This is a genomic window from Bacillus sp. LH1, assembly GCF_057924895.1.
On record NZ_CM175007.1, the window covers coordinates 3,389,781 to 3,415,651 of the forward strand.

Consider the following 25,871-nt stretch of genomic DNA (forward strand, 5'->3'; position numbering starts at 1 on the left):
TGAAAAGGAAGCTAGATTTCTCTACCTTCCTTTTCTTATTTCTATTTGAGATTTAATTATATTTCCACACTTTCTTTCCCTTTTGCAACATAACTCATATCTCCAACCGACTCGACTGTATATGTTCCATCTTGGTATACAATCTTCGTCACACTAGCATTTTCCACCCCAAGTTTTGTTTTGCTACTGTCTAACATTTCTATTAAGGTAGTAATCAAAAGCCCATGAACGACAACTAAAACGTTACCGCCACCATTTCCAGCAGCTTCTTCACTAATTTTATCTATCTCAGCTTTTATGCGAGTAGAAAATAATTCCCAATCTTCCGCCTGTTTTGTAGGATCTGCTACTCTAATAAGATTAATCACTTCTTGAATAGAAAACTTCATAAGTTCTTCTGGTGATGCAACGCCTGCAGCTTTTCCAACCACATCCCACATATTCTCAAGTTTTTCACCTTCAAAAATACCGAAATTTAATTCTCGCAAATCTTTTCTTTGCTCAAGTTTTAATTTTGATTGCTCACTATATTTTAATACTAAATTAGCAGTTTCAATTGCGCGGCCGCTATCACTACTATATGCATTCATAAAATGAATATCTTTTAATCCTGTCCCTAAATTTGTGGCAACTTCAACACCTTTTTCTACTAATGGAGAATCAGCCCAACCTTGCGCGCGATGATTCGTATTTAATATTGTTTTACCGTGTCTTGTAACATATAACGTAACTGCATTCTCATTGCTATCTGTTTCTCGCTTATTCATTTCATTCTCTCCCTTTACGTTTCTATATCAATTTTACCACCTCAATTATTCATTGAGCAAAATATACGTCAGTAGATCCGCTTAATAAAAAAAGTTATCTTTCTGTATATCCATACAAAAAGATAGCATCTTTTATGATTACATTTCTTAACCGTTACTCCTACTCAGCAAAAGCACTCGAATATTGTACAATTCCTTTTACACCTCGAAGAGAATTTTCTGTTAATTCCATTATCATAAATACCTCTTCAGGCACTTCAAACGGTGCTTTTATATTCCACTCACTTGCTTTCTTAAAACCAAATTTCGGGTAGTACTCTGGATGTCCCAATACTACAACTGATCCGTATCCAAGTTCTTTCGCTTTTTCTAATGCAGCTACAATCAGTTTTCCACCAATTCCTTTTTTCTGATGACCCCTAGCAACTGAAACTGGTGCAAGCGCTAACGATTCTACAGAAGTTCCATCTTGTTCTATTGTAATTTTCGATAACATAATGTGACCAACTATATCTTCATCTACCGCAACAATTGATAACTCTGGAACAAACGCGTCACATTCTCTAATACGTTTTACAAGTTCATGTTCTGTTTTATCACTAAATTCTTCCTTTAAAAATGCTTCTTTTACGACTTCTTCTGTTTTTCTATAATCATTTTTTTGTTCTTGTCTAATCGTTACCATTTTAACTTATCCTCTATTCTTTCTTATTTCTTTTTGAATTTTACGCAGTGCTTTTTTCGATCCGCGCTCAATATCGTGTTGCATTTTTCTTTCTTTATAATCAACAAATAGTGTATTTAAATCGTATCCTTCTGGATATAACTCCTTCGCTGCTACTTCTAAAGTAATACGTTTTACATTTACTTCAACGAATTCACCGTTATAATATACAACAACGTTATAAAAATTATCTTTTTCCTTATAGATGATACCAAAATCATCATGATCCAATAAATTAACACGATCGCCGATTTTGTACTCATAATGAGATTCTCTTTTTTCTTGTACGAATTTCGGTTTTCTAATTTTACTTTCATTCACTTTTTCTAAAGCGTACTCTTTATTTCCCATGTACTCTTTCGCCCTTTTCAGTACATGTTCTTTTACGTTCATTTTATTCGCAATCCAAAGTGCATTACTTTCTCCTGATTTTCCGATAACTAATTTATAAAGCGGCTCTAACGTTTCACTATTAAACTGCATCGCTGCATTCATAAAGTCATCATGCATTTCTGAGAATCGTTTAATTTCTCCGTAATGCGTACTCGCAACGGTAATACATCCCGCAAAGTACAACTCTTCTAAAATAGAAATTGCAAGTGCTGCACCTTCATTTGGCTCTGTACCGCTCCCTATTTCATCAAATAAAAGTAACGTATTATTATTTGACATCCTCATAATCTCAGAAAGATTTTTCATATGAGATGAAAATGTACTTAGTGCGTTTTCGATACTTTGATTATCACCAATATCTACAAATACATTTTCAAAAATAGCGATTTCTGTCCCTTTATCTCCTGCAATATGAAGACCTGACATTGTAGCTAATGTTAACAATCCAATCGTTTTTAACACAATTGTCTTTCCGCCCGCATTCGGCCCTGTAATAATTAAACTACGATACTCTTGACCAATTTTAAAATTCAAGGGTACAACTTGCCCTGTTAAAAGCGGATGCTTACAATTCACTAAATGAATGTAGCCATGATCATTTAACTTCGGTTCTATTCCATCAATCGATTTACTAAACTTCGCTTTCGCAAATACCATATCATACTGACTAATTAGCTCCATGTTAATCTTTATACTATAAATATTTTCTAATACCATCCCTGATAAAGTCGCTAAAATTTGATATTCTTCAACCGCTTCTTCTGCTTTCAAACCTGCTAGTTCTGCATTCAATTTCGTAACCGTATGCGGTTCTATAAATACAGTAGAACCTTTTGCCGAGGCTTCAATAATACTTCCGGCAACTTGGTTTTTATAGGAAGATTTAATTGGAATCGTATAACGGTCATCCTTTTTACTAATAAAGAATTCCTGAATGAATTTCTTATTTGCACTACTATTTAAAAACTTCGTTAAACGTTCTTTTATTTTCCCATCTACAGAATCGATATTATTTCGAATTCGTTTTAACTCTTTACTTGCAGCTGCATCAATACTATTTCCTTTAATTGAAAAGTTAATTTCCTCTTCAATACTTTTATATTCAGTCATTGAATTTGCATAAGAAGCTAATACTGGTGCAAAAAATTCTTTATCTAACATAAACTTTTTAATCTTTCTACATCCACGTAAAAAGTCTGAAACACTCACTAATTCTTCTGGATCTAAAATCATACCTTTTTCTAATTTTTGAATTGTACTAGCAATATTAGAAATGCCGAAGAAAGGAACATGCCCTTCTGCATCTAATATAGCTCGTGCTTCTGTCGTTTCATTCAGCCGATTTCTCACTACTTTTATACTCGTACTTGGCTCTAATTTGTTTAATAATTCCTTACCTAATCCACTTACACAATAAGATTTCACTATATCCTTTAATTCGTTATATTGTAACTTTTCAAAAGTCATCGTATTCATTTTGTTTCTCCTCACTATGATTGATTTTTATCATAAATGAAGATACCTACTCATTAGATTCCAATGAGTCATATAAAATTCCATAATTATACAATAAAAACATATACAAAAAAGCTGCGGGGATACCGCAGCTTTTACATTTACAAGGCATGTGTAATAACGTATGAGGAAATAAGCCATAAAAAATAGATGGCAGTCCCTTATTACACGCTTTATAAAGTATTGTAGGTATCTTCATAGGTTTTGAAATAAATGCATGACAAAATTAGGGGTATGATGTACATAAAAATCCCCTGGTCTTATCCGATTTATTTCATTAAATTTTTCCTATTTAATACCTACCGCACTCACAAAAAGCACCTCTCATTAATTTATATTATAGTCATTGAAATCTAATTTATTGAAATCATCATACTATATGTTACGTGAGAAGTAAAGGTGTCATACTTTAGTAGTACGTAACTATAAATTTCAATATTGCTTAAATTAGGTCTATATTCGCTGAAGAGAAATTATAAGAAGCGCCTCCGCTATTGCGAATGTCATTTACTTCCCCAAATACATTTAATAATTATGACAAGCAATGATAGGAGGTTTACTATATGAATGAAGAGTATAGTATTTTACACGGACCTGCTCTGGAACCAAATTTAATCGGTCCCACACTACCATCAATTCCACCATTTACATTCCCCACCGGACCTACTGGAATCACAGGACCTACCGGCGCGACAGGTTTTACCGGAATTGGAATAACTGGTCCTACCGGGGTTACAGGTCCTACCGGAATCGGAATAACTGGTCCTACTGGGGTTACAGGTCCTACCGGAATCGGAATAACTGGTCCTACTGGGGTTACAGGTCCTACCGGAATCGGAATAACTGGTCCTACTGGCGCAACCGGTTTAGGGATTCTTCCCATATTTGGAACAATAACTTCTGAAGTAGGAATCGGTTTTTCAGCAGTAGTTAATACAAATATTAATTTTACCATTCCAGGACCTGCTAGTGGAACTACCCTAAATCCATTAAATAATTCTATTACAATTGATACCACTGGCGTGTACTCTGTATCCTTTTCAATTGTATTTGTAATACAAGCTATATCGTCTAGTATATTAAATCTTACAATAAACGATTCCATTCAATTCGCAATTGAAACGCGAGTTGGTGGTGCTTCTGGGGTGAGAGCTACATCCGCCAGAACTGATTTACTACCTTTAAATCAAGGGGATGTTCTTCGAGTACGAATAAGAGAAGCCACGGGTGACATTATATATTCCAATGCCTCTCTTGTTGTTATAAAGGTCGACTAGCTCTTTTATTACAATAAAGATTTATGAAAAATAAAGTGAAACTTTAATAAGCCCTCACCAATCGGGCTTCCCACAAATAGCGGGATAAATATGCACAATATAAAAAGAAGAGGAAAACTTATATTTCAGTCTACCTCTTCTTTTTCATCACCAAATTATTGTTGAACATATATGGAAACTGATCCTCCACTTACTTGGAACTGCCCCCATCCGTCCTTATTAATTGTTACAGTATTTGTTTGATTACCCGTAATATCGTACCATACTTCCCCTGCGTTATTCTTTCCAACATCCATCCACTTCGCCCCTCCTGGTCCATCAGAGATTAATGTTGCTAAACCAGAATTAGCATGTACACTATCACCTTCTCTTGTCCAGCCAATCACATCCGGATGATCAAAATAATCACGCTGCGTACCATATGCAAAGTTTTTTCGTGCCGTCAAAATCGGATCAATTTTGTCCTTTAACGCTGGAATTTCATAGTTACTATTTCCTTTTGTACCATAGTAATCACCATAGAAAACAGAAGGATACCCCTCTGCACGCGTTAAAATAAATGCATATGCCAGCGGTTTGAACCAAGGGCTCACTACAGATTCCAATGACTGACCAGGCTGTGAATCATGATTTTCAACTAGAGTAACCGCAAGTGTAGGATGATTCGCAACTACCGTTCCTTTTAAAATATTTCTCATATCATAATTTCCATTTCCTGTTGAAGCATAATGAAAATTATAATGAAGTGGTGCATCGAACACAGATTGATTATAATTAACCTTCGCTAAATAATTATTTAAAGTCTGGATATCATTTTGCCAATATTCAGCTACTGTAAACATTTCTTTCCCTGTTTGCTGTCTAACATGATTTACCCAATCGCGCAAATATTCATGATCAATATGTTTAACAGCATCTAAACGAAAACCATCTAAATTTAATTCATTCGCATACCACGTTCCCCATTTTTTCATTTCATTCGCAACATCTGGATGATCAAAATCAAGATCCGCATACATCAAATAATCATAATTCCCATTCTCGCTAGACACTTCCCAGTCCCATGCTTTACTTATGCCCCTAAATTTATAAATTCGGTTTAATTTCCTTCCTTCATCCCAATCCGTTCCGTCAAAATGATACCATTTCCATTTGAAATTAGAATAAGAATCTCCACGTCCTGGAAAGTTAAATCCCGTCCACGCACTAATTTCATAATCACCTGATACTTCAACATTTCGATTGCTCGGGTCTACCTCAACTGCTGTTACAGTTTCTGTATAATCAGCCCCACCTTTATGATTCATAACTACATCACCGTATACATCGATGTTTTTCTTATGTAAAGCGTCAATTGCAGATTTCAATTGTGATTTCGTCCCATATTTCGTCCGCACTGTGCCCTTTTGATTGAATTCCCCCAGATCATATAAATCATATGCTCCATATCCTACGTCATTTTGCGTAGTTCCTTTATATGCAGGTGGTATCCAAACAGATGTAATTCCTTTTTCCGCTAAATTTTCAACATCAGTACGCAAACGATTCCAATGATTCCCATCATTCGGAGCATACCACTCAAAATATTGCATTAACGTTCCATTGTTAACTGTGTCTGCATATGCCTTACTCCCCTCATATATACTAGGTAAAAACATAACAACTGACAATCCGACTATTGTTATTCTTTTAAACATCTGTACACCATCCCCTTCCAAGAAAGCGTTTGCATAGTTTATCAGAATTATTATAATATTCGTCCCACCGTTAGTAAAGTAGCAATCTCTCACTCTCCCATATTATTTTTAATCTAATTTCAAATATTCAACGTAGTTTTCATTTCACATCCTATTCAAGATTGTTTACAATTTACCTATAAAAGCATAACGGAGGGATTTCGATGACAGACTTTCAAAAACAATTTTTCGCACGATTACATATAGAAGAAAAAGACACAGTTTCATTTGAAGATTTATCTAACATTATGTACGCAATGGCACAAACTGTTCCTTTTGAAAACTTAAATATTCTCGAAAAGAATTTTAAAGAAATATCAAAAGAAAATTTGAAAGAGAAAATTTTAGTAAATAACCGTGGCGGTCTTTGTTATGAACTCAATCCTACTATGTATTACTTCCTGAAAGATTCTGGATTCGATGTTCATCTCGTTTCAGGAACAGTTTATAACGCTGCAAACTCCATATGGGCTGTTGATTCTGGCCATATCGCAACCGTTTTAACACATCATAATGAACTTTATTTAATTGAAGTAGGATTCGGATCATACTTACCTCTTGCCCCTGTCCCTTTCTCAGGTGAAGTCATTCACTCTGCTACAGGAGATTATCGTATTCGTAAAGAAATGACCGAAAAGGGAAACTACATTTTAGAGATGCGGAAAAACAATGAGTTCTTGGATCAATCTGCTGCTGATGATTGGACGTTAGGCTATGCATTTTATATAGAAGAAGTGGATGAAGAAAAAGCAAATACAGCACAAAAAATTATCGTTGAACATGAAGGATCACCCTTTAACAAAGTACCTCTTATTGTAAAACTAACTGAAGATGGGCATGCCTCTTTAACGAAAGATAGCCTTACAGTAGCGAAAAATGGTAAAAAAACGAAAGAAACCGTTACAGACATGCAATATACAAACCTTTTACATTCAAAATTCGGAATTACACTATAAGTATGTAAGCCTTGTTATTTTAGCAAGGCTTTTCAATTTTCAGCAGGGATTTTTTGCAATTTGTTGTATTTCATAGTTATATAGAAATATAACTACATGTTTAGAAAGGAAATGATTATGACAGAACTTAAAGATCGATTACAAGTAGCTGATATAGAAAAATGGGATTTAACAGACATTTACCATACAATTGAAGATTGGGAAAGTGATTTTCATAAAATTGAAGTATTAACGAAGGAATTACACGAGTTTAATGGCAATATTCACGATGGCAATAGTTTATTAGCTTATTTAACGAAGAGTGAAGAAATTTCTAGCATAATATCTTTAATGTTCGCTTATGCACGATTACAATCTGACCTTGATACACGCGATACTGACGCACAATCTCTTGTCGATAAAGTATCACAATTACACGTGAAAGTAAGTGCAGCTAAATCTTTCTTTTCCCCCTTCTTACTTAGCATAGACGAAAGCACATTACATTCTTACATAGAAGAAACAGAAGGCTTACAATATTATAAAGAAGACTTATTTGAATTATATCGTTATAAAAAACACGTATTGAATAAGGACCAAGAAGCAATTTTATCACAGATGGGTGAAGCTCTTTCTTCTCCACAGCACACATTTGGTATGTTAAACAATGCAGATATATTATTTGGTGAAGTGACGACTGACGATGGAGAAAAAGTGAACTTAACACGCGGAATGTATGCAAAGTTAATAGAAGATACGAATCGTGAAAAGCGTAAAGAAGCTTATAAAGCATATTACAAACCATATGTTCAGTTAAAGAATTCCATCGCATCTACTTTATCCGCTGCTATTAAAAATAATGTTACTGTTTCGAAGCTAAGAAACTATCCATCAGCGCTAGAGAAATCATTATTTGGCGATATGGTTCCGAAAGAAGTATATGAAAACCTAATTGATACAACGAAAAAAAACATTCAAACATTACATACATACAATGAAATTCGAAAAGAAAAATTAAACGTAGATGAACTAAGACAATACGACTTAGGCGTCGATTTAGTAGAAGGTGCAAAACAAGACATTCCATATAGTGAAGCATTTGACATTATGATTGCATCACTAGCTCCTTTAGGAGAAGAATATATTGAAACATTAAAAAGTTTTAAAGATAAAAGATATATAGACGTAAGGGAAACACCAGGAAAACGTTCTGGTGCTTATAACTTTGGTGTATATGGTGTTCACCCTTTCATTCTTTTAAATCATCACGATGATTTAAACAGCCTGTTCACTCTTACTCATGAATGCGGACACGGTATGCATACGCACTATTCACATGGATACCAACCAAGAATTTCTGCACATTATTCTATCTTTGTCGCAGAAGTCGCTTCAACAGTAAATGAAGTGTTATTAATTCACTATTTATTAAAAGAAGCAAAAGAAACGAACGTACGTAACCATTTAGTTAACCATTTTATTGAGAAATTTAAAGGTACTTTCTTTACACAAATTATGTTTGCAGAATTTGAAAAAATCACACATGAAATGGCTGAACAAGGTAAACCATTAAATGCACAAGTATTCAGTGAAATTTATGAAAAGCTATTTAAAGAATATAACGGTGATTCACTTGTATTTGATGAAGAAGTAAAATACGGATGGGCTAGAATCCCTCATTTCTATCGCCAGTTTTACGTATACAAATATGCAACTGGATTCGCATCTGCCATTCAAATCGCTGATAAACTATTAAGCGGTGATCCGAATGCTCAGAAAAATTATATTGAATTCCTTAAAGGTGGAAGTTCTGACTATCCACTAAACTTATTGAAAAAAGCTGGCGTCGATTTAACAACGCCAGAACCGATTGAAAGTGCATTGAAACAATTCACTCAACTTGTTGAGGAGTTTTCAACATTATAAAAAGCATGCAGAGTATATGCTCTGCATGCTTTTTATTTGAATTACTCTATTCTATATGCTGCTGCGTCACACAATGAATCATACCACCGTATGCATACAATTCGTTAACATATATACCGACAATTCTTCTCCCTGGAAATTGACCTTCAATGATTTGAAGCCCTAATTTATCATGTTCATCACCGTATATAGGTACCAATACAACTTCATTACCAATGTAAAAATTTAAGTACGATCCTTTACAATCTGCTTCTTTTACCAATTTTCTTGTTACTGGTACTGGAATGAGCTGAAATGGCTTGCCATCTATATTTCTTGCTTGTCGCAATTCTTGATAATGCTTTTCGTACGCCTCCAAAAGATATGACTCTCCTTCACCGAAAGGATCATATTCATACAATATCGTATTTTCATTTACAAACCGTGCTGCGCCATCAATATGATAATCCGTATCTTCATCATAATTATCTTCTCCACGTATACCAGTTATCCATATAAAATTTGTTACTCCTAAATATTTCGTTAACTCCATTTCAATTTCTTTCTGACTTAGTGTAGGATTTCGATTTTCATTTATAATAGACGTTTCCGCCGCCATTAAGGTCCCGTTTCCGTTTGTCTCAATTCCCCCGCCCTCTAGACAGACACTAGATTCAACTTTTGGAATGCGATACATTTCACTTATTTTATTCGGAATATTAGCGTCGTTTTCGTACGGATATTTATTTCCCCAACCATTAAATATCCAGTGCGTTAGATAGCGGTTCCCTTCTTTATCTTTTACAAAGATTGGTCCGTTATCTCTTATCCAAATATCATCAGTTTCTTGAATTAAGAAATCAATTTTATTCATATTCACGTTAGCTTCCATTAACTTCGATTGGACATGTATTTTTTCTTCTTCATCACATACAACAATATGGACATTTTCTCCATAGTGAAGCTCCTTTGCCATCGATATCCAAATATCATCTAACTTAGCTCTGTAACCTTCACCCCTATGTGTTTTATCATGTGGCCATTGGAGCCATGTACCTTCATGTTTCTCCCATTCCGCAGGCATATAATACAAACTATTTTCTATATTTCTCATACGTGTTCACCCCTTATATGAATGTATGTCCAGTCTATACTTTGACATCGTGTTAAGGTCAACAGGAATATATTCATTTACTTGTAGCAACTTTATAAGGTGACTCTTTATTTCTCCTTGTGATACACTACTTCTCCTTGTAAAACCGTCACTAAAACTTTCGCATTCGGAATCTTATCGGCACTCATTTTAGTAATATCTTCATTTAGTAATACCATATCAGCTGATTTGCCTACTTCAATCGAACCTGTAATGTTATCAAGACCTAGCGCTTTAGCTGGCTTAATTGTATAGGCATCAATAGCTGCGTATACATCAGACAAGCCCTTTTCATCAATGCTTAATGCATTTGAAATCGTCACAAGTGGATTCAGTTCGTTTACATCCCAATCACTACTAAGTGATACATTCGCACCGGTTTTCCAAATTCGCCCTAACGGCATAATTCGTTTCATTTGCTGATTTGTAAAATACGTACTTGCCCAGCTTTGTTTTGGATCTTCCGCAAAATCATGACCTACTTGAAAATCAGCGCTAATACCTAACTTAGCAAAACGATCTATATCACTATCTTCTACCATTTCCACATGCGTAAGTGTATAAGGCTGGTTTGCACCTTCTTTTTTCGCTGCTTCAATCGCATTTAAACTCTCTCTTACCCCAGCATCTCCAATTGTATGAATAAGTGCACCGTAACCAATTTTATTTAATTCGGTTAACCACCATTTCATTTTTTCTTCTGGAATATAATTCAACCCATACGGAGTTCCTGTAAACCATTCAAATTTATATTTTTCTAGTGTTTTAGCAGTGCTATTAATACTAATTCCATCACTATACATTTTCACTTGATTAATAAGCATACGGGATGACACATCATCACGCTTAATTTTTTTGAAATACTCCATTTGTTCTGCTTCGTTTAAATTTGGATATACCCATGGTCGAAGTACTACGCGTGACGTTAGCTTTTTTTCGTCATTTACTTTATTCCAAACGTCTAACCAGCCTCGCTTCCAATAAAGACGTCCATCACCAACTGTAGTAATACCATTCTTTGCAACCTCATCTAAACCGTCTAATAAACCTTCATAATTTTTTTCAAACAGATTTGGTTGAGAATTCCATGCTTTTTCCATCACGATATCTCCTGCTGTATCATAAAGAATACCAAACGGTTCTCCTGTCTCGGAATCCCGAATAATCCTTCCACCTTGTGGATCTTTTGTATCTTTATTTATTCCAGCTAACTCGAGTGCCTTTGAATTAACCCATACAGAATGGGAGGTTCTTTCCATAATTAATACTGGATTATTAGGAAATAACTCATCAAGAACTTGTAATGGGGTTTGTTGCTCTGATTTTTCGTCCATATCTTTTAACAACGCTTCCAAACTGAACCCCGTTCCACTTATCCATTCGCCATCTTTCACACCTTTTTTACAAGCCTTTAAATACGAGCGTTGTTTTTGCAGAGAAGCATCTGGTGAGACACTACAATTTCCTGCTGCTGGTGATTTTGCTTCAAATATATGATTATGATTGTCCACAAAACCAGGAAGGATAAAACGTCCTTGTAAATCCACCACTTTCGTATCTTCATTTATAAATTCCTCTACATCCTTGTTTGAACCAACAAATATAATTTTCCCCTCTTTAACGGCTACAGCCTCTACGATGTCTTGCTTTTCATTTGAAGTATAGATTGTACCATTTTTAAACACTACATTTTTAGGTAACTGACTTGGTAGTACAGCGCTACCACTCTCACCTTCTCCTACTCCAGCAGTACATGCGGAAATCCATACCATACTTAGAACGAGACAAATAATCATGATTGTTCTTCTCATATTCTCTCTCCTTTTTATTATGATAAATTGCTTTCATACATAGAATAAGGATTGACATAATGTTAATGTCAATCCTTATTCTCATTCTATTTTCGTAACTAAAAAACAAATTTGTGTCACATACTCTTCTGCTAAACAATCACATTCAGGTCCCTTTATATAAACCTCATATGGCGAATTAATTATCACATACCCATTTCTTTCAATCCATTCTTCTAACGCTATATAAGCGTAACCTATATAGTCGTAACTTCCATAATGCATAGTAGTAACGATATGATGTGGACTTAGTTGTTTCATTTCATACTCTTGTGCTACGTCTTCATCATTCCCCTGCATAACCGGGATTCTTAATTCAATATCACTGTTACTTGGAATATATTCTTCATCATAAAAGACTGCAGATGGTGAACCGACTATTTGAAAATTATTTTTTTGTACCTCTTCATATAAGTCATAAAAATAATCATCCATATCATCTATATCTATTTTTACTCTTTGAGTAATTATCGTTACTTCATTCCTCATTCCCATTAATATATCGTAATTTCTATGACGAGCAATATTTAGACTACTATTCACCTTTACCATTTCATTCATTTCTGAAATAACCTGTAAATTTTGCTTCACTTCATGAGACAACTCGATAATTTGTGATTGTATATGTTGAACAAACGAATCTTGATCTGATGACTGCAAAACAATTTTAATTTTTGGAAGAGGAAATTTATACTCCCTTAACTTTTTGATTTTCAACGCTACTTCCAGCTGCTCTTGTTCATAATATCTATACCCATTAACCGGATTCACATATGCCGGTTTTAATATCTCCTCTTTGTCATAATGTCTTAACATCCGCGTACTCATTTTACAAATCCGAGAAAACTCAGCGATGGTATACATATCAATACTCCTTGAATAGATTTTCTTTTCATTACTTATTTATTAAAACCAATCAAAAATCTTCTTCATTGAAAAATCTTCATTCTGATTTTTTAATCTTCTCATTTTTGAAGGTAACAAATGGCTTGGACAATACCACGTTAAACAATTCATTGCGCCTCCCATTGTTGATATTTCTCCTACATGAATTTGAATAACTTGCTTCTCCGTATACTGTTGAATATATCGTAAAACTTCCTCATCTTTAGCTAATCCAAACTTAGGAACATAAAGAGCATCACATGATTCTAACATATTTATATACAACCCTTTTGCTGATGCTATCTCTTGATCATATTGTCCTTTCTCTGTATATGATGAAGGAACAACTATAAATTCAGCTTCTGGCATTTGTTCTTGAATAATCTCTTGAACACTATATCTAAATTCATGATCCCCTAAAAAATCACTAATAAACATTGTATGTTCATCAATAAATTTAACCATTCCGTCTGCGTGTGCTAGTACATCCCCTTCTTCAGCAGGAATAATAATAACTCGGCTCACATCTAAATCCCATTCTAACTGCTCAATAATTTCCTCTTCTGTCCAATCATCGTTATCATCAAATATACGTTCTGTTAATATTACGGTATCTTTTTTATTCCAAATAAGATTACCACCATCTAATATTAATGGGGATTTCACATATTCAAAGTCATTCTTTTTCAACCATTTATTAAACTGTTGATCTAAATATCGCCCTTGATCATCTGGCAAATAATTTGGTCGATATTTAAATTTAACTAGATGATTTGTGACAACCGGTGCAACATCTCTTAGCCAAATATCATCATACTCAAAACAGCTCGTATGAAAGTCTTGTTCTTCAACAGATAAAGATATAAGTTGATCCGCAATTGATTTCTTTTCATTTAAACATTCATTAAAGTAAATCAAGTCTTCATAAAATGGTTGATAATATTCATTCGATTCGTCTGGTATTGCAGTAAAAATAATCCCATTATGTTTTTGTTCCATATTATTTACCTCGCTTTTTAATAGTAGTTACATAACTGATTTCACAAAGCCAACTATTCCTCAATTCATTTCTCTTTTCATTACAACTCATGAACCGCGTATATTTCATGAATGGATTATAGCATGGAGAAATATTATATATTTATATAAAAAATATAAAGCTGACGTTAAGTCTTAAATTGACTCTTGACAAGTTTTTTAAATAACCTATTTTAAAACAACAATAAATGATTAAATGATTTTTGTATCAAGATTCAAACCCATTACTTCTAATAGATCGTTTTGATTATATAAATTCACTAAATGCGCTTCTACTCCTATACAAATTCCTTCTAGCGGAAGATCATTTGGATCCTGACCAAAGGGATCTTCAATTTCAACCCCTATTGCTTCAATACCTATGAATGCAAAACTTATAAACGTAGTCGCAAGTACTGTAAACCATCCGAGACTATCAACAAGACCAATTGGTAAAGTCGCACAAAATATAATCAATAAAATTTTTATATGAGCAAAATATGCAAAAGGAATAGGTGTTGTTTTGATACGATCACATCCACCCACAGATGTAAGTAACGTATTCAAATCCATTTCCATACTAATTATCGCATTTGGATGAATTTGCCCCGTTTTCAAACCTTTTGATAGTATAGTTTTCAACATAAAAACTATACTAATCGGTAAATGATTGGACTCAACCAAAAGTGCTTTTTCCTTCTCAGAACAGACAGCGAGCAATGATTTCACTTCAGATAAATCTTTTTCCTCTCTCAAGTGTCCTTTCGCTAACTTTGGAAATGCAATTAATAGATGTAAAAATTTTATTTTTTCCTGCTCCATACTCTTCCCTTTAGAATCCCAATGACACAAAAAACTAATTGCTAAATTTCTAGTACAAGCACCAATCGCGCCAAACAGCTTTCTACCTTCCCAGTACCGATCATAGGCAGTATTCGTACGAAACACTAATAGTAATCCTAAAGCTCCTCCGACGATTACCCAAGGAGTCTGATTTATATTTATTTCTGTATAGTAATAATTAATCACAGCTACTATCGTTGAAATACACGTATATAATACGATTTGTGGGAAAATATCTCTTATAATTGTCCCTTTTAATGTAAATATTTGATGTAAACTATTTTGATTATTGTAATGAACCATATTTACAAAAACCTCTTTCTCTATTAACCTTTTATTCTTTTAAATCATGAAAGTATACAATTAAATAATAGAATCATAAACCCTATCATTATGAGGCTGGTTAAGATTATTTCTTTCAATACCGTTACTCCTTTTTTGCAAAAAGATAAAATATCTTATTTAATTCAACAACAAATGTTTACTATTCTAAATCCCGACGCATCATTTTAGAATTCGCAATGAACAATGCACTAATTAATACAAAGATTGCACAGGCATATAACAATAAATCTAACGGACTATCGTGATCTATAATGATGAGACGCACAATAGCTGTTATACCTATATATATAAAATATCGTAATGGAAAATGAAAATTCATTTGAAAATACTTTATAATCATTACGATGAACTCGAAGTACAGAAAGAATACGACGATACTATCAATTAAATGATAACTAGATTCATTACCATCCAATTTCAGTTCTTGTATAAACTGAATGACTTCTTTCATAAGAAACACACTTAGAACAACCCCTAAGCAAATTAAAGCTACATTTAAAATGTACTGTAAAACGATAGGGAAATACGAAAACACTATTTTAAAATTCTTTAACACAAACATTTTTCTCCTTTACCATATAAAACGAAAAGCGAATATACACTACAATTCATTTATCATTATATTTAAATTTATTTTTATAAATAATAAGGAATGACAAAATAGGTAATAAGATTCCACCTATTTTGTCTATATAGCAGCACAACGAAATTACAATTAATTACTTCAATGCAATTGGTTGTTGTTGTGTCACACAATGTATCATACCGCCGTTTTTATACAACTCCCTCACATCAATACCGACTACTTTACGATCTGGGTATAACTTCTGAATCGTATCGTTTGCGATTTTATCATTCGGATCATTATAATTAGGCACTAATACAACTGTATTCCCAATATAATAATTGATATACGATCCCTTATAATCGAGAGTTTTTCCATTCTCTAAAGCAACCTTTTCTTTACTAAGCGGCAAGTATTCATACTTATATTTCTGTCCTGAAGCATTTTTGGCATCTAACAATGTATCCATATCTTTATTAGATAAACCCCATTCAGCTAGGTCATCTTCTTTCATCGTTACAATAGTAGATTTATTATGGAATTTAGCAAATCCATCAATATGAAAGTCCGTAATATCTAAATTAGGTACTCCGTCTAACCAAATAAAGTTTGATACCCCAAGGTCACTTATATATTTTTCAATTTCCTTTTCTGATAAATCAGGATTTCTATTTTTATTCGTTACTGCACTTCGAGTTAATAAAGCAGTCCCATTGCTGTCTAATTCAATTGCGCCGCCTTCAAGGACAAATTTCCCCCAATCAACTCTTTCAATTCCTGATTGTTTACTAACATTCTTACGTATTTGAGCATCATTTTTATAAGGTGTTTTCTTCCCCCAACCATTAAATGCTGGATCTAATATTTTGAGATTTTTATTGCTGTCATAAACAAAAATTGGTCCACTGTCCCTTGCCCATACATCATCAGTAGGCGCGATAAAGAAATCAATCTTCTCCATATTTAACCCTTCATCTGTTAAAAGGTTATTGATTCTTTCTTTTTCTTCCTGGTCATATGCAACAATGTGGACTTTCTCACCCTCAGTTAAAGCACTTGCCATCTTAACCCAAATAGGTTCAACTTCCTTCTTATACTCTTCACCATATGTATATTCATGTGGCCATTGCAGCCATGTACCTTCATGTTTATCTTTTTCATCTGGCATCGTATATTTCCCAGCATTTTTCTGTACCTCTACTTTTTCCCCTTCTTTCCCTTTAACATTTTCATTGTTACCCTCAAAAGAGCATCCACTAATAATTGTTGTAGATAATGTAGCTATTAAACAAAACTTTATTGCTTTTTTCATTTTTTCAACCTCCTGTTCTTGTCTCCAATAATATAAAGCTTCACATAGTGTGAAGCTCAAGCTTTTTTATCAATGTAAAAATTACCAATTGTTCTTTGCATTACTTAGCATTTAACTACCTATTTAGATTTATTCATATGCCAATCACCTTTCTTACCTATTTATCCCGCTATTTATGGGCAGTAAGACCCTCACCTCAAAATTCAGCGCAAGCAAAAAAGTTAGGTGGGGGCCCTGCTGCCCGTAAAAGCCCGATTGATGAGGGCTTCTACTCAGTGGGGGATGAACAAAGCCCCTCCACTGAATAAAGTTTCACTTTATTCAGTAAGTAAAACTTTACAAAATAAAAAAATCGGTATTGATAATTACATATCAATACCGATTTTTTATAATTATTTTCCTTCTATTAAATCATTCGCCATTTTCCTGAATTCTTGATTAAATGCGTCATTCATACCATTTTGGACGTTAGAAAATAATATGACAAACGTTCGTTTATCCCAGTTAAAATTATTAAAAGTGTTCCAACCAGCTAATACACCGTGGTTATGATAATAATCTGGGTAAATATAGAAACTAAATCCATATTTTCTTGCAGGTGATGCAGAAAACATATCTGATACACTTTGTTTAGAAAGTAGTTTACCATCCATAATAGCTTCATCTAACTTTTTCATATCTTCAACAGTCGTATACATTTCACCACAACCATACAGCCAGTTCATTTTTAAGCGCGGCGTGGCTATTAACTTATTATCTTTTTTCGTATACCCTTCTGCTAAGAAAATATCTTCTGGAAGTGTTGCGCCCATTCCAGATTCATTCATTTCAACGGGAGTCAAAATATTTTCTTTCACATATTCAGCAAGTGGTTTATTCGATATTTTTTCTACAATATATGCAAGCACCATATAATTATAATCTGTATATTTCCATCCTGTCCCTGCTGGAAATTGTAACGTTTGTGCCCCAATCCACGTTACTAATTTTAACCGTGATGCTGCGTCAACACTACCTTGTCCCTGTTCTGGTAATCCAGACGTATGTGTTAACAAGTTTCGTAACGTAATATTTTTATCTGCTGGAAACGATGGGATATATTTATTTACATTGTCTTCAATGTTCAACTTCCCTTTTTCTTTTAGTTGCATAATAGATATTGCAACAACTGTTTTCGTAATAGAACCAATGCGATATTTCGTTCTTGGCGTTGTTAATACTTGATCTTTCACATTCGCATAACCGTAGCCTTTTCGTAAAATCACATGACCTTTACTTGCTACAAGAACACTTCCATTAAATCCTTTATCTTTTAAGTACTGATCTAGTTTTCCAGCTGCAATTTCATAACGCTTTTTCTCATTCGCATCAATTTCCTGCTTAACATCTTTTTGCTTACTATTTACATTAGAAAATGCCTTTGCATCATATTTTTTTCCTTTATTTGCATGTATTAGTGTAACAATACTTCCACAAAAAACTGCAAAAATAAAGAAAACGATTAACCATTTCTTTAACATACTAGGAACCCTCTTTTATCTAGTTTCACTTAACGTACATCCATTCTATTTTATATCTTTTAATTATCAAGTATATTATAATATTATTTAATATTCACTCTGTTAAAACTAGATTCCTTTTTCTCATTTTCAATTTTGACTACTCTCTATTGTATTTCTTTCTTGCAAAATTTCCAACATACAATCGGATGCATTACACTATAATTTCAAATTCTTTTGTAACATTTGTTACATACTAAAAAGAATGGAGATGTAATATGAAAAACACCGATAAACGCAATCGTTTAGATGATAAGATGTTTCATTATCGGATAACAAAAAACAACATGGTATTAATTGAATATTACGGAAAACTGATTATGGTATTAAAAGGAAAAGATGCTGAAAAATTTTCAAATAAAATAAATCATGCAAATAACGATAAAGAAAAACAGCTAATTATGGCTAAAATTACAGGTAATTTCAAAAGAGGTAATGAACGAAATTGAAAACGAATCTCATTTATATTTTGATTATACAACAAATAAAAAAAGAAATGTCGCTCATTCAACATTTCTTTAGACTTTCTTCATAAAAAATTTACATTGCTAACATTCCTTCATTTTCTATCCTTCCTATATAAGCTAACCGCTGAAATAGTTAGTAATACAACTATGCATAACCACGCATACGTATATCCCTTCTTATCTACAATATAACCAAATAAAGCAGGCGCAGCAATAATGGCAATTTGATTTAATGTAAGTGCAAAACTCACTGTCATCCCTACCGATTCTTCACTTGCTGATTCCGCAACTTCAGTTATGAAAAGGCTAAACCATCCAATTGCAAAGAACCCTAACAATGCACTTACACCATACAATACATTCGTTATTGTATGTATGCTCATTACTAATATTAGAATGAAGAAAATAGAAATACAAACAGTTATAAATAAGAGGTTACGCCTATTCCCCTTATAAAATAAATCACTAGTAGCTGCTAATATAACCCTACCAACCATTCCAGAAAAGAACATAACGGAAAATACTTTTCCAGCTAAAATTGGCGTGATTGATTGTTCCAATACTAAAAATTTTATAAAGTGCGCAACTAACACCATTTGCAATGAAATCATACAAATGCCAGTTATATAAATTGCATATAACTCTTTTTTACACATCACTTCTTTTAACTGCATCCAAAAAGAAAGTTTACTACGTGCTTGTTTAACTTTCTCTTGAATATATGGTTCCTTATAAAATATAAAAAATAAAAACCCTCCAATTATACAAATACATGCAATACTATTTACCGCATAGGCCATATTATATTTTATTGTAAGAAACGGGATCAATACTCCCGCTAATGTACCACCAATCGGTATACCGGCTTGTCTAATCCCCATCGCTAACCCGCGATTTTCTTTTGAGAACCACTTCATTATCACCTTACTTCCTCCTGGCTGCGAAACACTATAAAACGTTCCTACTAATAAAAGTACAAAGAGTAACCCATTAAATCCATTGACCATATTAGTCAGTAAAAACGAACCTCCTAGTAAAAATGAACTTATCGAAATTAACAACTTTTCATTGTATTGATCAAGTAGCCGCCCGACAAAAAGCATACAAAATAGCGGTCCTATATTTACAACACTTACTAACAATCCAATCTCCGTATTCGTAAGTGCATATTCTTCTTTCCAAAATAAAGCAAACGCTCCAACACCATACGTTATAAGTGTCGCTGTTGTTTGAGCAACCGTCGCAAAAATTAACATAACCCACTTATAAGTACTATTTACCCTTTCTTCCATTAACACAATAATCCCTCCATCCCCTTCCATTGTATGAAAGTTCTGATATCATATAAAATAAAGATTTATCATGTAATTCATCAAAAAAAATGATACCTTTTCTGGAGGGATGATACTTGGATATAAAAGATTTAACTGTATTTTACGAAGTTGCGAAAGAAAAAAACATATCTCACGCAGCTAAAAATTTAAACTATGTACAGTCTGGCGTAACAATGCGTATGAAACAACTAGAAAACGAATTAGGTGTGCCTTTATTTTACCGAAACGGAAAAGGTGTAACTTTAACTTCTAATGGTGAGATTTTATTAACATACGCCAAACAAATTATCTACTTAATGGATCAATCTGTTAAAGCAGTTCAAAGTAATGGGATCGAACCAAGAGGCACTTTAAAAATTGGATGTACAGAATCTACAACCGCTGTAAGACTTCCATCTATATTAACGGCCTATTATGAGAAATACTCAAAAGTCGAATTGATTTTAGAATCAAATACGACGGAACAATTGATTAGGCTTGTACTAGAACGAAAACTGGACGGAGCGTTTATAGCTGGCTCTACTCAGCATGCTGAACTTCATACAAATATATTTCGTGAAGAAGAATTAGTTCTCATTAGCAAAAAGCCTTTATCTTCCTTTAAAGACATAGGAGACATGAATTTACTTGCATTTAGTCATGGGTGCTATTATAGAAATTTATTAGAAGATTGGCTTCAAGAAGAAGGAATTTCACCTAAGCGAGTATTAGAGTTTGGAACAATTGAAGCGATTCTCGCATGTGTAAAATCAGGTATAGGCATAGCAATTATGATGAAGTCTATTTTAAGTGGTCATAAACATGACATATCATTCAATCCTTTACCAAATAGCTTCAAAAAAGTTCCTACTACTTTTATTACTAGAAAAGATATATATCACTCTGCTGCATTACAAAAATTTATGGAGATGACTCGCAATGCGTGAAAAGAAAATAAGTGGTATGAAACGAAAAACAAACACTATGATAAAGCGAATTGAGGAACATACAAAAACGTTCCCTTCTACTTTCTATAACGATGAATATTGGAATATGCTATTGCCAGTTTCGCAAGCTTTTATTGACTCTCGTAAAACACCTAGAAAAGTAAAACGGTTATGTATTCAAACCTTATTAAATCAAGCAAATCATTTAATAAATATGAAACCGAGCGATACACATACATATCGAGTTGTTGTTTTGATTTCTATAAATAATTTGTGGGATTCGCAAATCATTATATTTAAAAATGAGGACTACTTTCATAATTTCTTTAATAGAGATAGTGAATTTCAAAAATGGATTCTTCTTTCAAATGAAATTGATTTTTGGGAGACACGGGAAATGTCAGTTTGTCATTCCTTCAAAACGCTTCACTTTCAAGAAATTATTTATGATGCAGATGAATGCTATGAAAAAGAGATTCTGTTTATTGGAGAGTTAGATTAAAAAGGGTATACCTAAAACACTGGTATACCCTTTTCCACTTATTTTTCCTTCAATACACTATGTAATCGATCCGGATAATTTGTAAACATTCCTGTAGCACCCCATTTGATTAACAGTCTCATATCTGGTTTCTCATTAATTGTATAAGGGTGAATTAACAGTCCATTTTTCCTAGCCATTTTCATATATGACTCATCAATAATTAGTTCCCCGTTATCATTACGTAAGTTTGGTCCAATACCAGCTGCATACTTTTTAATTTCTTGAAAATCATCATTTGTTACACTTTTCGGTTCATGTGTAATGCCAGACCATTCAACAATTTCATTGTTTTCATTTGGGTAATACCAAAGCAATTGAACTAACGGAATATTTTCATTCATACTATGAATCTTTTTCAAACTATCTTTACTAAATGATTGAATCATAACACGGCTAGAAGACATGTTTTGGCCTACTAAATTATATTTTTGTAACAACGCCAACAATTTCTCTTCCATTCCTGGATACACATCTGGTGATTTTGTTTCAATATAATACTTCATACTTCTTCCATACTTTTGGAAGATTTCTTCAAGAGTTGGAACCTTTTGCCCAACATACTCTTGCTTAGCCTTTTCTGGATACGCTTTATTAAACCATGATCCAGCATCTAAACTCTTTATTTCACTTAACGTTTTATCGCGTACTTCGCCTGTTCCATTTGTAGTGCGATCAACTGCTGTATCATGCATTGCAATTAATTGGCCATCCTTTGTTAATTGAATGTCTAACTCTAAATAATCCGCTTTCATTTTTTTCACTAAATCATAAGAAGCAAAAGTATGCTCAGGTGCATGTCCACTTGCTCCGCGATGTGCAATATTTAAAAACTTATTCGTATTCCATTCATGCTTTCCTTCTGCTTTCGCATGAACAGCTCCCCCAGCAAAGATACTTCCAGTCATAAAGAAAATAACTAAAACGCTAATAATCTTTCTCATTCTTCTAACCCTTCCTACGTTGCAAATTTCAACAAGCTAATGAGATTTACACGAAACAGAAGACACACTTTCATTATTTTTATAAACCTATATTAAAATTCCAATCTTACAAATGTTTTCTATATTATTAATATAGAAAACTAGTATTATCCTATTTAATTTCTATAGCCCTCCTTTTCACATGTAACTCCCTATTTTGTACGGTTCATTCAATAAAAAAAGCCATAAATTATTTAGGCTACACTCCTGTATCCCTAAATAAATTTATGGCTTTTCTCAAATATCTCCGGCCTCTATTAACTTGTCGAATTTAATCATATCAAACCTATTGAAATTTGTGAATATTTTTTTCAGTGCAGTGAAGCACATAAAACAATATTTCCGTAGTTACTTAAAAATCACATAATAAATTTCCCATTACCTCGTCCAATACTATATCTGGATTTACTACCGCTTTTTCTGAACGCCATCCTATAAAGCCATCTGGTCTAATTAATACAGCACCTCCATTCTCTATACCATATAATTTGCTAAAAATATCTTCTGGAGCAATAAAGTCTCCACTTAAGCCAACACGATACCCTTTTATATTTATTCCTAATTTAGCTGAAACAGTATGTGCTACCTCAGCCCAAGAACTATTTTCTACTCCTGTAAGTAATACAAAACTGTTACCGAATAAGTCTAATGTAGAAACTTTCTTCCCTTCATACGTTCCCCATAAATGTGGCGCTCGCGTTCCAGGTCTTCCGTTCAACTCTATGCTATCCATTCTATGTGGAGTGACTGAATTATCTATAATCGCCTCTGAACAATACTGATATCCAACTGTAACAGCTAAACCATCCATATTATTCAAACTGCCTTTCTCTCTCTTCGCAGCACGAAACAGTAAACTACTTGCATAAGCTGTCGTTAATTTTGCAACAGAGTGTCTCTCTTCATGATATGTTTCTAACAATTTTGGTTTTGCCTTCCTTTTTATAACAGCCGCTAATTTCCAAGCTAAGTTATGCGCATCTTGTATTCCTGTATTTGAACCAAATCCGCCTGTTGGTGGCATAATATGTGCTGAATCTCCAACTAGAAAGACTCGATTTCCTTGAAATTTCATTGCTGTACTTTCGGCCGCTTCCCACGGTAAAACACTTAATATTTCTGACTCAACATTTGTACTTCCAATTGCTATTTCAATAATTTGTTTACAACGTTCCATCGTGAAATCCTCTGGTCCCTCTCCTTTTAATGGATCGTAGGCTACATGGTAAATCCATTTTTTTACGTTATCTACTGGGATCAGTGCACCAAGAACCTCTGGATGAAGTACCATAGAAAAACCGAATGCGTCTCCTTGTATAAACTCACTTAAGTCTGCTTCAAAATAAATATTCATATAATAGCCACCAATGGTTCCACGCCCCTCAGTTTTAATCCCTAACTGCTCACGTATTTTACTTTTCGCTCCATCTGCTGCAATTACATAGTCACAATGTATGACACTTTCTTTTTCTGCTTCACGATTTCGAATCTTTGCTTTTACCCCGTTTTCACTTTGTTCAAATGAAACTAATTCATGATAAAAAGATAGTTGCCCGCCTAGCGTTTTTGCCTCTTGTAACATCATCTCTTCTAAAATAATTTGATAACATGCAGTTTGTTTTGATGGACTAATCTTTTCTATTTTTTGAAGTAACTCTTCATCGTTTCTGTATTGCGTCGCTCTCATTTGTTCCAGGTCTTCTTTATTCGCTTCAGCTATTGTATGAACCGCTATTCTTCCTCGGCAGTTCTCTAATGCTTTACCTGCCAATTTAATTCTTTGTTCCAAGCCTAATTCTCGAAATAACTCCATTGTACGTAAAGTAAGACCACCTGCTTTCGGATGAATGGCAGTAGACGGATGCCTTTCAATAAGTAAGTACTCAATGTTATGTTTTGCAAGAAATAACGCAGACGCTAACCCAGATAATCCCCCTCCAACAATTAAAACTGGTACATAATTCGATTTCATATATTTACCCTCCACATCATTGTTCTGAGCTCAGTGACATAAATATAATCAAAAAAAACATTAAAATATAGACTTATATTTCATTTTGAATTATCATATAGATAGATTACGCCCCAAAATTCCTTTTACCTTTTCATACATCTATAATCCACCTGAATTGTGTCTGTATGAAAGTGTAAAACAAAAGAACTTACTTTACGTTGAACCATGTTCTATCGTAAAAATCAAAAATAATATAAACATTATAAGCGGTCGTAACCTTATGGATTATACAAGGTTACGACCGCTTATTTTATTGTTACATCATTTTTTGTTTTTAAAACTTCATCTATTGTGTTATGTAATCCTTCCAATCCCTTTTCTATCTCCCTATAATTTTCAACAATAAAAAATTCATTCGTCTCGATTTTCTTTCTCAATATTGCACCTCGTACAACAATCATGTAGCATTACCGTATCGAAGTAATGGTTTATCATCTTAAACCTTTCGACTAATTACCTGGAGGCAAAGTGATTGAAATGAATAAACAAGAACAATTAAATATTATAAAAAAAGATTTTATTGATTCTCAAAAAGTATTATTGGCAATTGGTGATGAAACACGTCAAGCTATTTTATTAGTGCTAATGGAAACAGAATGTCAAACAGGATTACGTGTAGGAGAAATCACGAAGCAAACACACCTTTCCCGTCCAGCAGTATCACATCACCTTAAGATTTTACGAGAAGCTGGCATTATTTTAATGAGAAAAGAAGGTACAAAGAATTTTTATTATATTGATATACGTACAAAATTAGGTTTATTAAAAAATCTTGTATTAGATATTGAGAAGCTATTGCAAAACTTTTATTAAAACTTGGAGGTA

23 protein-coding genes are annotated in these 25,871 nt (G+C 33.5%); 7 read left to right on the forward strand and 16 right to left on the reverse strand.

Annotated features, from left to right (window positions below; genetic code table 11):
* Positions 1-56 precede the first annotated feature (56 nt).
* The 3 genes from ACX9TM_RS17570 to ACX9TM_RS17580 all read right to left on the reverse strand — a co-directional run bounded on the left by ACX9TM_RS17570 (position 57) and on the right by ACX9TM_RS17580 (position 3,360).
* Positions 57-767: a histidine phosphatase family protein gene (locus ACX9TM_RS17570; RefSeq protein ID WP_001042044.1), complete on the reverse strand. Its 711-nt coding sequence runs from the start codon at positions 765-767 to the stop codon at positions 57-59.
* Positions 768-927: 160 nt separating this feature from the next.
* Entirely contained in the window at positions 928-1,452 is a 525-nt protein-coding gene (locus ACX9TM_RS17575; protein WP_000256470.1) for a GNAT family N-acetyltransferase, read from the reverse strand.
* A gap of 6 nt (positions 1,453-1,458) precedes the next feature.
* The gene (locus ACX9TM_RS17580) at positions 1,459-3,360 is read right to left on the reverse strand and encodes an endonuclease MutS2 (RefSeq protein ID WP_001095187.1); all 1,902 of its coding nucleotides are present in this window, start codon (positions 3,358-3,360) and stop codon (positions 1,459-1,461) included.
* Between the two features lie 602 nt (positions 3,361-3,962).
* On the opposite strand from ACX9TM_RS17580, the gene ACX9TM_RS17585 reads away from it, so the two are divergent.
* Positions 3,963-4,676, forward strand: a complete 714-nt coding sequence (locus tag ACX9TM_RS17585) for an exosporium leader peptide-containing protein (protein ID WP_065382278.1) — start codon at positions 3,963-3,965, stop codon at positions 4,674-4,676.
* Positions 4,677-4,831: 155 nt separating this feature from the next.
* On the opposite strand, the gene amyS is transcribed toward ACX9TM_RS17585, so the two are convergent.
* Positions 4,832-6,373, reverse strand: coding sequence for an alpha-amylase (gene amyS / locus ACX9TM_RS17590; protein ID WP_065382279.1), 1,542 nt, complete (start codon positions 6,371-6,373; stop codon positions 4,832-4,834).
* A gap of 203 nt (positions 6,374-6,576) precedes the next feature.
* On the opposite strand from amyS, the gene ACX9TM_RS17595 reads away from it, so the two are divergent.
* Positions 6,577-7,368 carry an arylamine N-acetyltransferase family protein gene (locus ACX9TM_RS17595; RefSeq protein ID WP_000129192.1) on the forward strand — a complete coding sequence of 264 codons (792 nt, stop codon included), beginning with the start codon at positions 6,577-6,579 and terminating at the stop codon, positions 7,366-7,368.
* Positions 7,369-7,485: 117 nt separating this feature from the next.
* Positions 7,486-9,273 (forward strand): oligoendopeptidase F, encoded by a 1,788-nt coding sequence (gene pepF / locus ACX9TM_RS17600; RefSeq protein ID WP_072770236.1) that lies wholly within the window; start codon positions 7,486-7,488, stop codon positions 9,271-9,273.
* Between the two features lie 46 nt (positions 9,274-9,319).
* On the opposite strand, the gene ACX9TM_RS17605 is transcribed toward pepF, so the two are convergent.
* The 8 genes from ACX9TM_RS17605 to ACX9TM_RS17640 form a co-directional block, all read right to left on the reverse strand.
* Positions 9,320-10,366 (reverse strand): agmatine deiminase family protein, encoded by a 1,047-nt coding sequence (locus ACX9TM_RS17605; RefSeq protein ID WP_065382386.1) that lies wholly within the window; start codon positions 10,364-10,366, stop codon positions 9,320-9,322.
* Positions 10,367-10,473: 107 nt separating this feature from the next.
* Positions 10,474-12,216, reverse strand: a complete 1,743-nt coding sequence (locus ACX9TM_RS17610; protein WP_001254972.1) for an amidohydrolase — start codon at positions 12,214-12,216, stop codon at positions 10,474-10,476.
* An 81-nt stretch (positions 12,217-12,297) separates the two neighbouring features.
* Complete coding sequence (locus ACX9TM_RS17615; protein ID WP_000287978.1) at positions 12,298-13,119, reverse strand: MerR family transcriptional regulator; 822 nt, start codon at positions 13,117-13,119, stop codon at positions 12,298-12,300.
* Between the two features lie 42 nt (positions 13,120-13,161).
* The gene (locus ACX9TM_RS17620; RefSeq protein WP_000435519.1) at positions 13,162-14,139 is read right to left on the reverse strand and encodes an agmatine deiminase family protein; all 978 of its coding nucleotides are present in this window, start codon (positions 14,137-14,139) and stop codon (positions 13,162-13,164) included.
* Positions 14,140-14,370: 231 nt separating this feature from the next.
* Positions 14,371-15,303: a bestrophin family protein gene (locus ACX9TM_RS17625; protein ID WP_065382387.1), complete on the reverse strand. Its 933-nt coding sequence runs from the start codon at positions 15,301-15,303 to the stop codon at positions 14,371-14,373.
* Positions 15,304-15,484: 181 nt separating this feature from the next.
* Positions 15,485-15,901, reverse strand: a complete 417-nt coding sequence (gene psiE, locus ACX9TM_RS17630; protein WP_000916570.1) for a phosphate-starvation-inducible protein PsiE — start codon at positions 15,899-15,901, stop codon at positions 15,485-15,487.
* 163 nt (positions 15,902-16,064) lie between these two features.
* On the reverse strand, positions 16,065-17,222 hold the full coding sequence (locus ACX9TM_RS17635) for an agmatine deiminase family protein (protein ID WP_000709181.1): 1,158 nt from the start codon (positions 17,220-17,222) through the stop codon (positions 16,065-16,067).
* A 392-nt stretch (positions 17,223-17,614) separates the two neighbouring features.
* Positions 17,615-18,742, reverse strand: a complete 1,128-nt coding sequence (locus ACX9TM_RS17640) for a serine hydrolase domain-containing protein (RefSeq protein WP_000915192.1) — start codon at positions 18,740-18,742, stop codon at positions 17,615-17,617.
* Between the two features lie 257 nt (positions 18,743-18,999).
* Between ACX9TM_RS17640 and ACX9TM_RS17645 the strand changes: the two genes are divergently transcribed.
* Positions 19,000-19,230: a hypothetical protein gene (locus ACX9TM_RS17645; protein WP_065382230.1), complete on the forward strand. Its 231-nt coding sequence runs from the start codon at positions 19,000-19,002 to the stop codon at positions 19,228-19,230.
* 110 nt (positions 19,231-19,340) lie between these two features.
* Here the strand turns inward: ACX9TM_RS17645 and ACX9TM_RS17650 are convergent, their stop codons facing one another.
* A complete protein-coding gene (locus ACX9TM_RS17650; protein WP_065382231.1) occupies positions 19,341-20,570 on the reverse strand; it encodes an MFS transporter in 1,230 nt (409 codons plus the stop codon).
* 86 nt (positions 20,571-20,656) lie between these two features.
* On the opposite strand from ACX9TM_RS17650, the gene ACX9TM_RS17655 reads away from it, so the two are divergent.
* Both ACX9TM_RS17655 and ACX9TM_RS17660 read left to right on the forward strand, forming a co-directional pair.
* Positions 20,657-21,508 (forward strand): LysR family transcriptional regulator, encoded by an 852-nt coding sequence (locus tag ACX9TM_RS17655; protein WP_065382232.1) that lies wholly within the window; start codon positions 20,657-20,659, stop codon positions 21,506-21,508.
* Positions 21,501-22,010 (forward strand): DUF3916 domain-containing protein, encoded by a 510-nt coding sequence (locus tag ACX9TM_RS17660; protein ID WP_065382233.1) that lies wholly within the window; start codon positions 21,501-21,503, stop codon positions 22,008-22,010. The genes ACX9TM_RS17655 and ACX9TM_RS17660 overlap by 8 nt, the downstream gene beginning before the upstream one ends.
* A 38-nt stretch (positions 22,011-22,048) precedes the next feature.
* Here ACX9TM_RS17660 and ACX9TM_RS17665 read toward each other — a convergent pair whose 3' ends face one another.
* From ACX9TM_RS17665 to ACX9TM_RS17675, 3 genes are all read right to left on the reverse strand, one after another.
* Positions 22,049-22,993: a glycerophosphodiester phosphodiesterase gene (locus tag ACX9TM_RS17665; protein ID WP_001226340.1), complete on the reverse strand. Its 945-nt coding sequence runs from the start codon at positions 22,991-22,993 to the stop codon at positions 22,049-22,051.
* Positions 22,994-23,384: 391 nt separating this feature from the next.
* The gene (locus tag ACX9TM_RS17670; protein ID WP_077393165.1) at positions 23,385-25,004 is read right to left on the reverse strand and encodes an FAD-dependent oxidoreductase; all 1,620 of its coding nucleotides are present in this window, start codon (positions 25,002-25,004) and stop codon (positions 23,385-23,387) included.
* 287 nt (positions 25,005-25,291) lie between these two features.
* Positions 25,292-25,423 carry a hypothetical protein gene (locus ACX9TM_RS17675; protein WP_001227549.1) on the reverse strand — a complete coding sequence of 44 codons (132 nt, stop codon included), beginning with the start codon at positions 25,421-25,423 and terminating at the stop codon, positions 25,292-25,294.
* A 91-nt stretch (positions 25,424-25,514) separates the two neighbouring features.
* On the opposite strand from ACX9TM_RS17675, the gene ACX9TM_RS17680 reads away from it, so the two are divergent.
* The gene (locus ACX9TM_RS17680) at positions 25,515-25,859 is read left to right on the forward strand and encodes an ArsR/SmtB family transcription factor (protein WP_000571870.1); all 345 of its coding nucleotides are present in this window, start codon (positions 25,515-25,517) and stop codon (positions 25,857-25,859) included.
* Positions 25,860-25,871 lie beyond the last annotated feature (12 nt).

Coding starts and splice junctions, on each gene's coding strand:
- ACX9TM_RS17570 (WP_001042044.1), bottom strand. CDS start 767: ATGAATAAGCGAGAAACAGATAGCAATGAGAATGCAGTTACGTTATAT.
- ACX9TM_RS17575 (WP_000256470.1), bottom strand. CDS start 1,452: ATGGTAACGATTAGACAAGAACAAAAAAATGATTATAGAAAAACAGAA.
- ACX9TM_RS17580 (WP_001095187.1), bottom strand. CDS start 3,360: ATGAATACGATGACTTTTGAAAAGTTACAATATAACGAATTAAAGGAT.
- ACX9TM_RS17585 (WP_065382278.1), top strand. CDS start 3,963: ATGAATGAAGAGTATAGTATTTTACACGGACCTGCTCTGGAACCAAAT.
- amyS (WP_065382279.1), bottom strand. CDS start 6,373: ATGTTTAAAAGAATAACAATAGTCGGATTGTCAGTTGTTATGTTTTTA.
- ACX9TM_RS17595 (WP_000129192.1), top strand. CDS start 6,577: ATGACAGACTTTCAAAAACAATTTTTCGCACGATTACATATAGAAGAA.
- pepF (WP_072770236.1), top strand. CDS start 7,486: ATGACAGAACTTAAAGATCGATTACAAGTAGCTGATATAGAAAAATGG.
- ACX9TM_RS17605 (WP_065382386.1), bottom strand. CDS start 10,366: ATGAGAAATATAGAAAATAGTTTGTATTATATGCCTGCGGAATGGGAG.
- ACX9TM_RS17610 (WP_001254972.1), bottom strand. CDS start 12,216: ATGAGAAGAACAATCATGATTATTTGTCTCGTTCTAAGTATGGTATGG.
- ACX9TM_RS17615 (WP_000287978.1), bottom strand. CDS start 13,119: ATGTATACCATCGCTGAGTTTTCTCGGATTTGTAAAATGAGTACGCGG.
- ACX9TM_RS17620 (WP_000435519.1), bottom strand. CDS start 14,139: ATGGAACAAAAACATAATGGGATTATTTTTACTGCAATACCAGACGAA.
- ACX9TM_RS17625 (WP_065382387.1), bottom strand. CDS start 15,303: ATGGTTCATTACAATAATCAAAATAGTTTACATCAAATATTTACATTA.
- ACX9TM_RS17635 (WP_000709181.1), bottom strand. CDS start 17,222: ATGAAAAAAGCAATAAAGTTTTGTTTAATAGCTACATTATCTACAACA.
- ACX9TM_RS17640 (WP_000915192.1), bottom strand. CDS start 18,742: ATGTTAAAGAAATGGTTAATCGTTTTCTTTATTTTTGCAGTTTTTTGT.
- ACX9TM_RS17645 (WP_065382230.1), top strand. CDS start 19,000: ATGAAAAACACCGATAAACGCAATCGTTTAGATGATAAGATGTTTCAT.
- ACX9TM_RS17650 (WP_065382231.1), bottom strand. CDS start 20,570: ATGGAAGGGGATGGAGGGATTATTGTGTTAATGGAAGAAAGGGTAAAT.
- ACX9TM_RS17660 (WP_065382233.1), top strand. CDS start 21,501: ATGCGTGAAAAGAAAATAAGTGGTATGAAACGAAAAACAAACACTATG.
- ACX9TM_RS17665 (WP_001226340.1), bottom strand. CDS start 22,993: ATGAGAAAGATTATTAGCGTTTTAGTTATTTTCTTTATGACTGGAAGT.
- ACX9TM_RS17670 (WP_077393165.1), bottom strand. CDS start 25,004: ATGAAATCGAATTATGTACCAGTTTTAATTGTTGGAGGGGGATTATCT.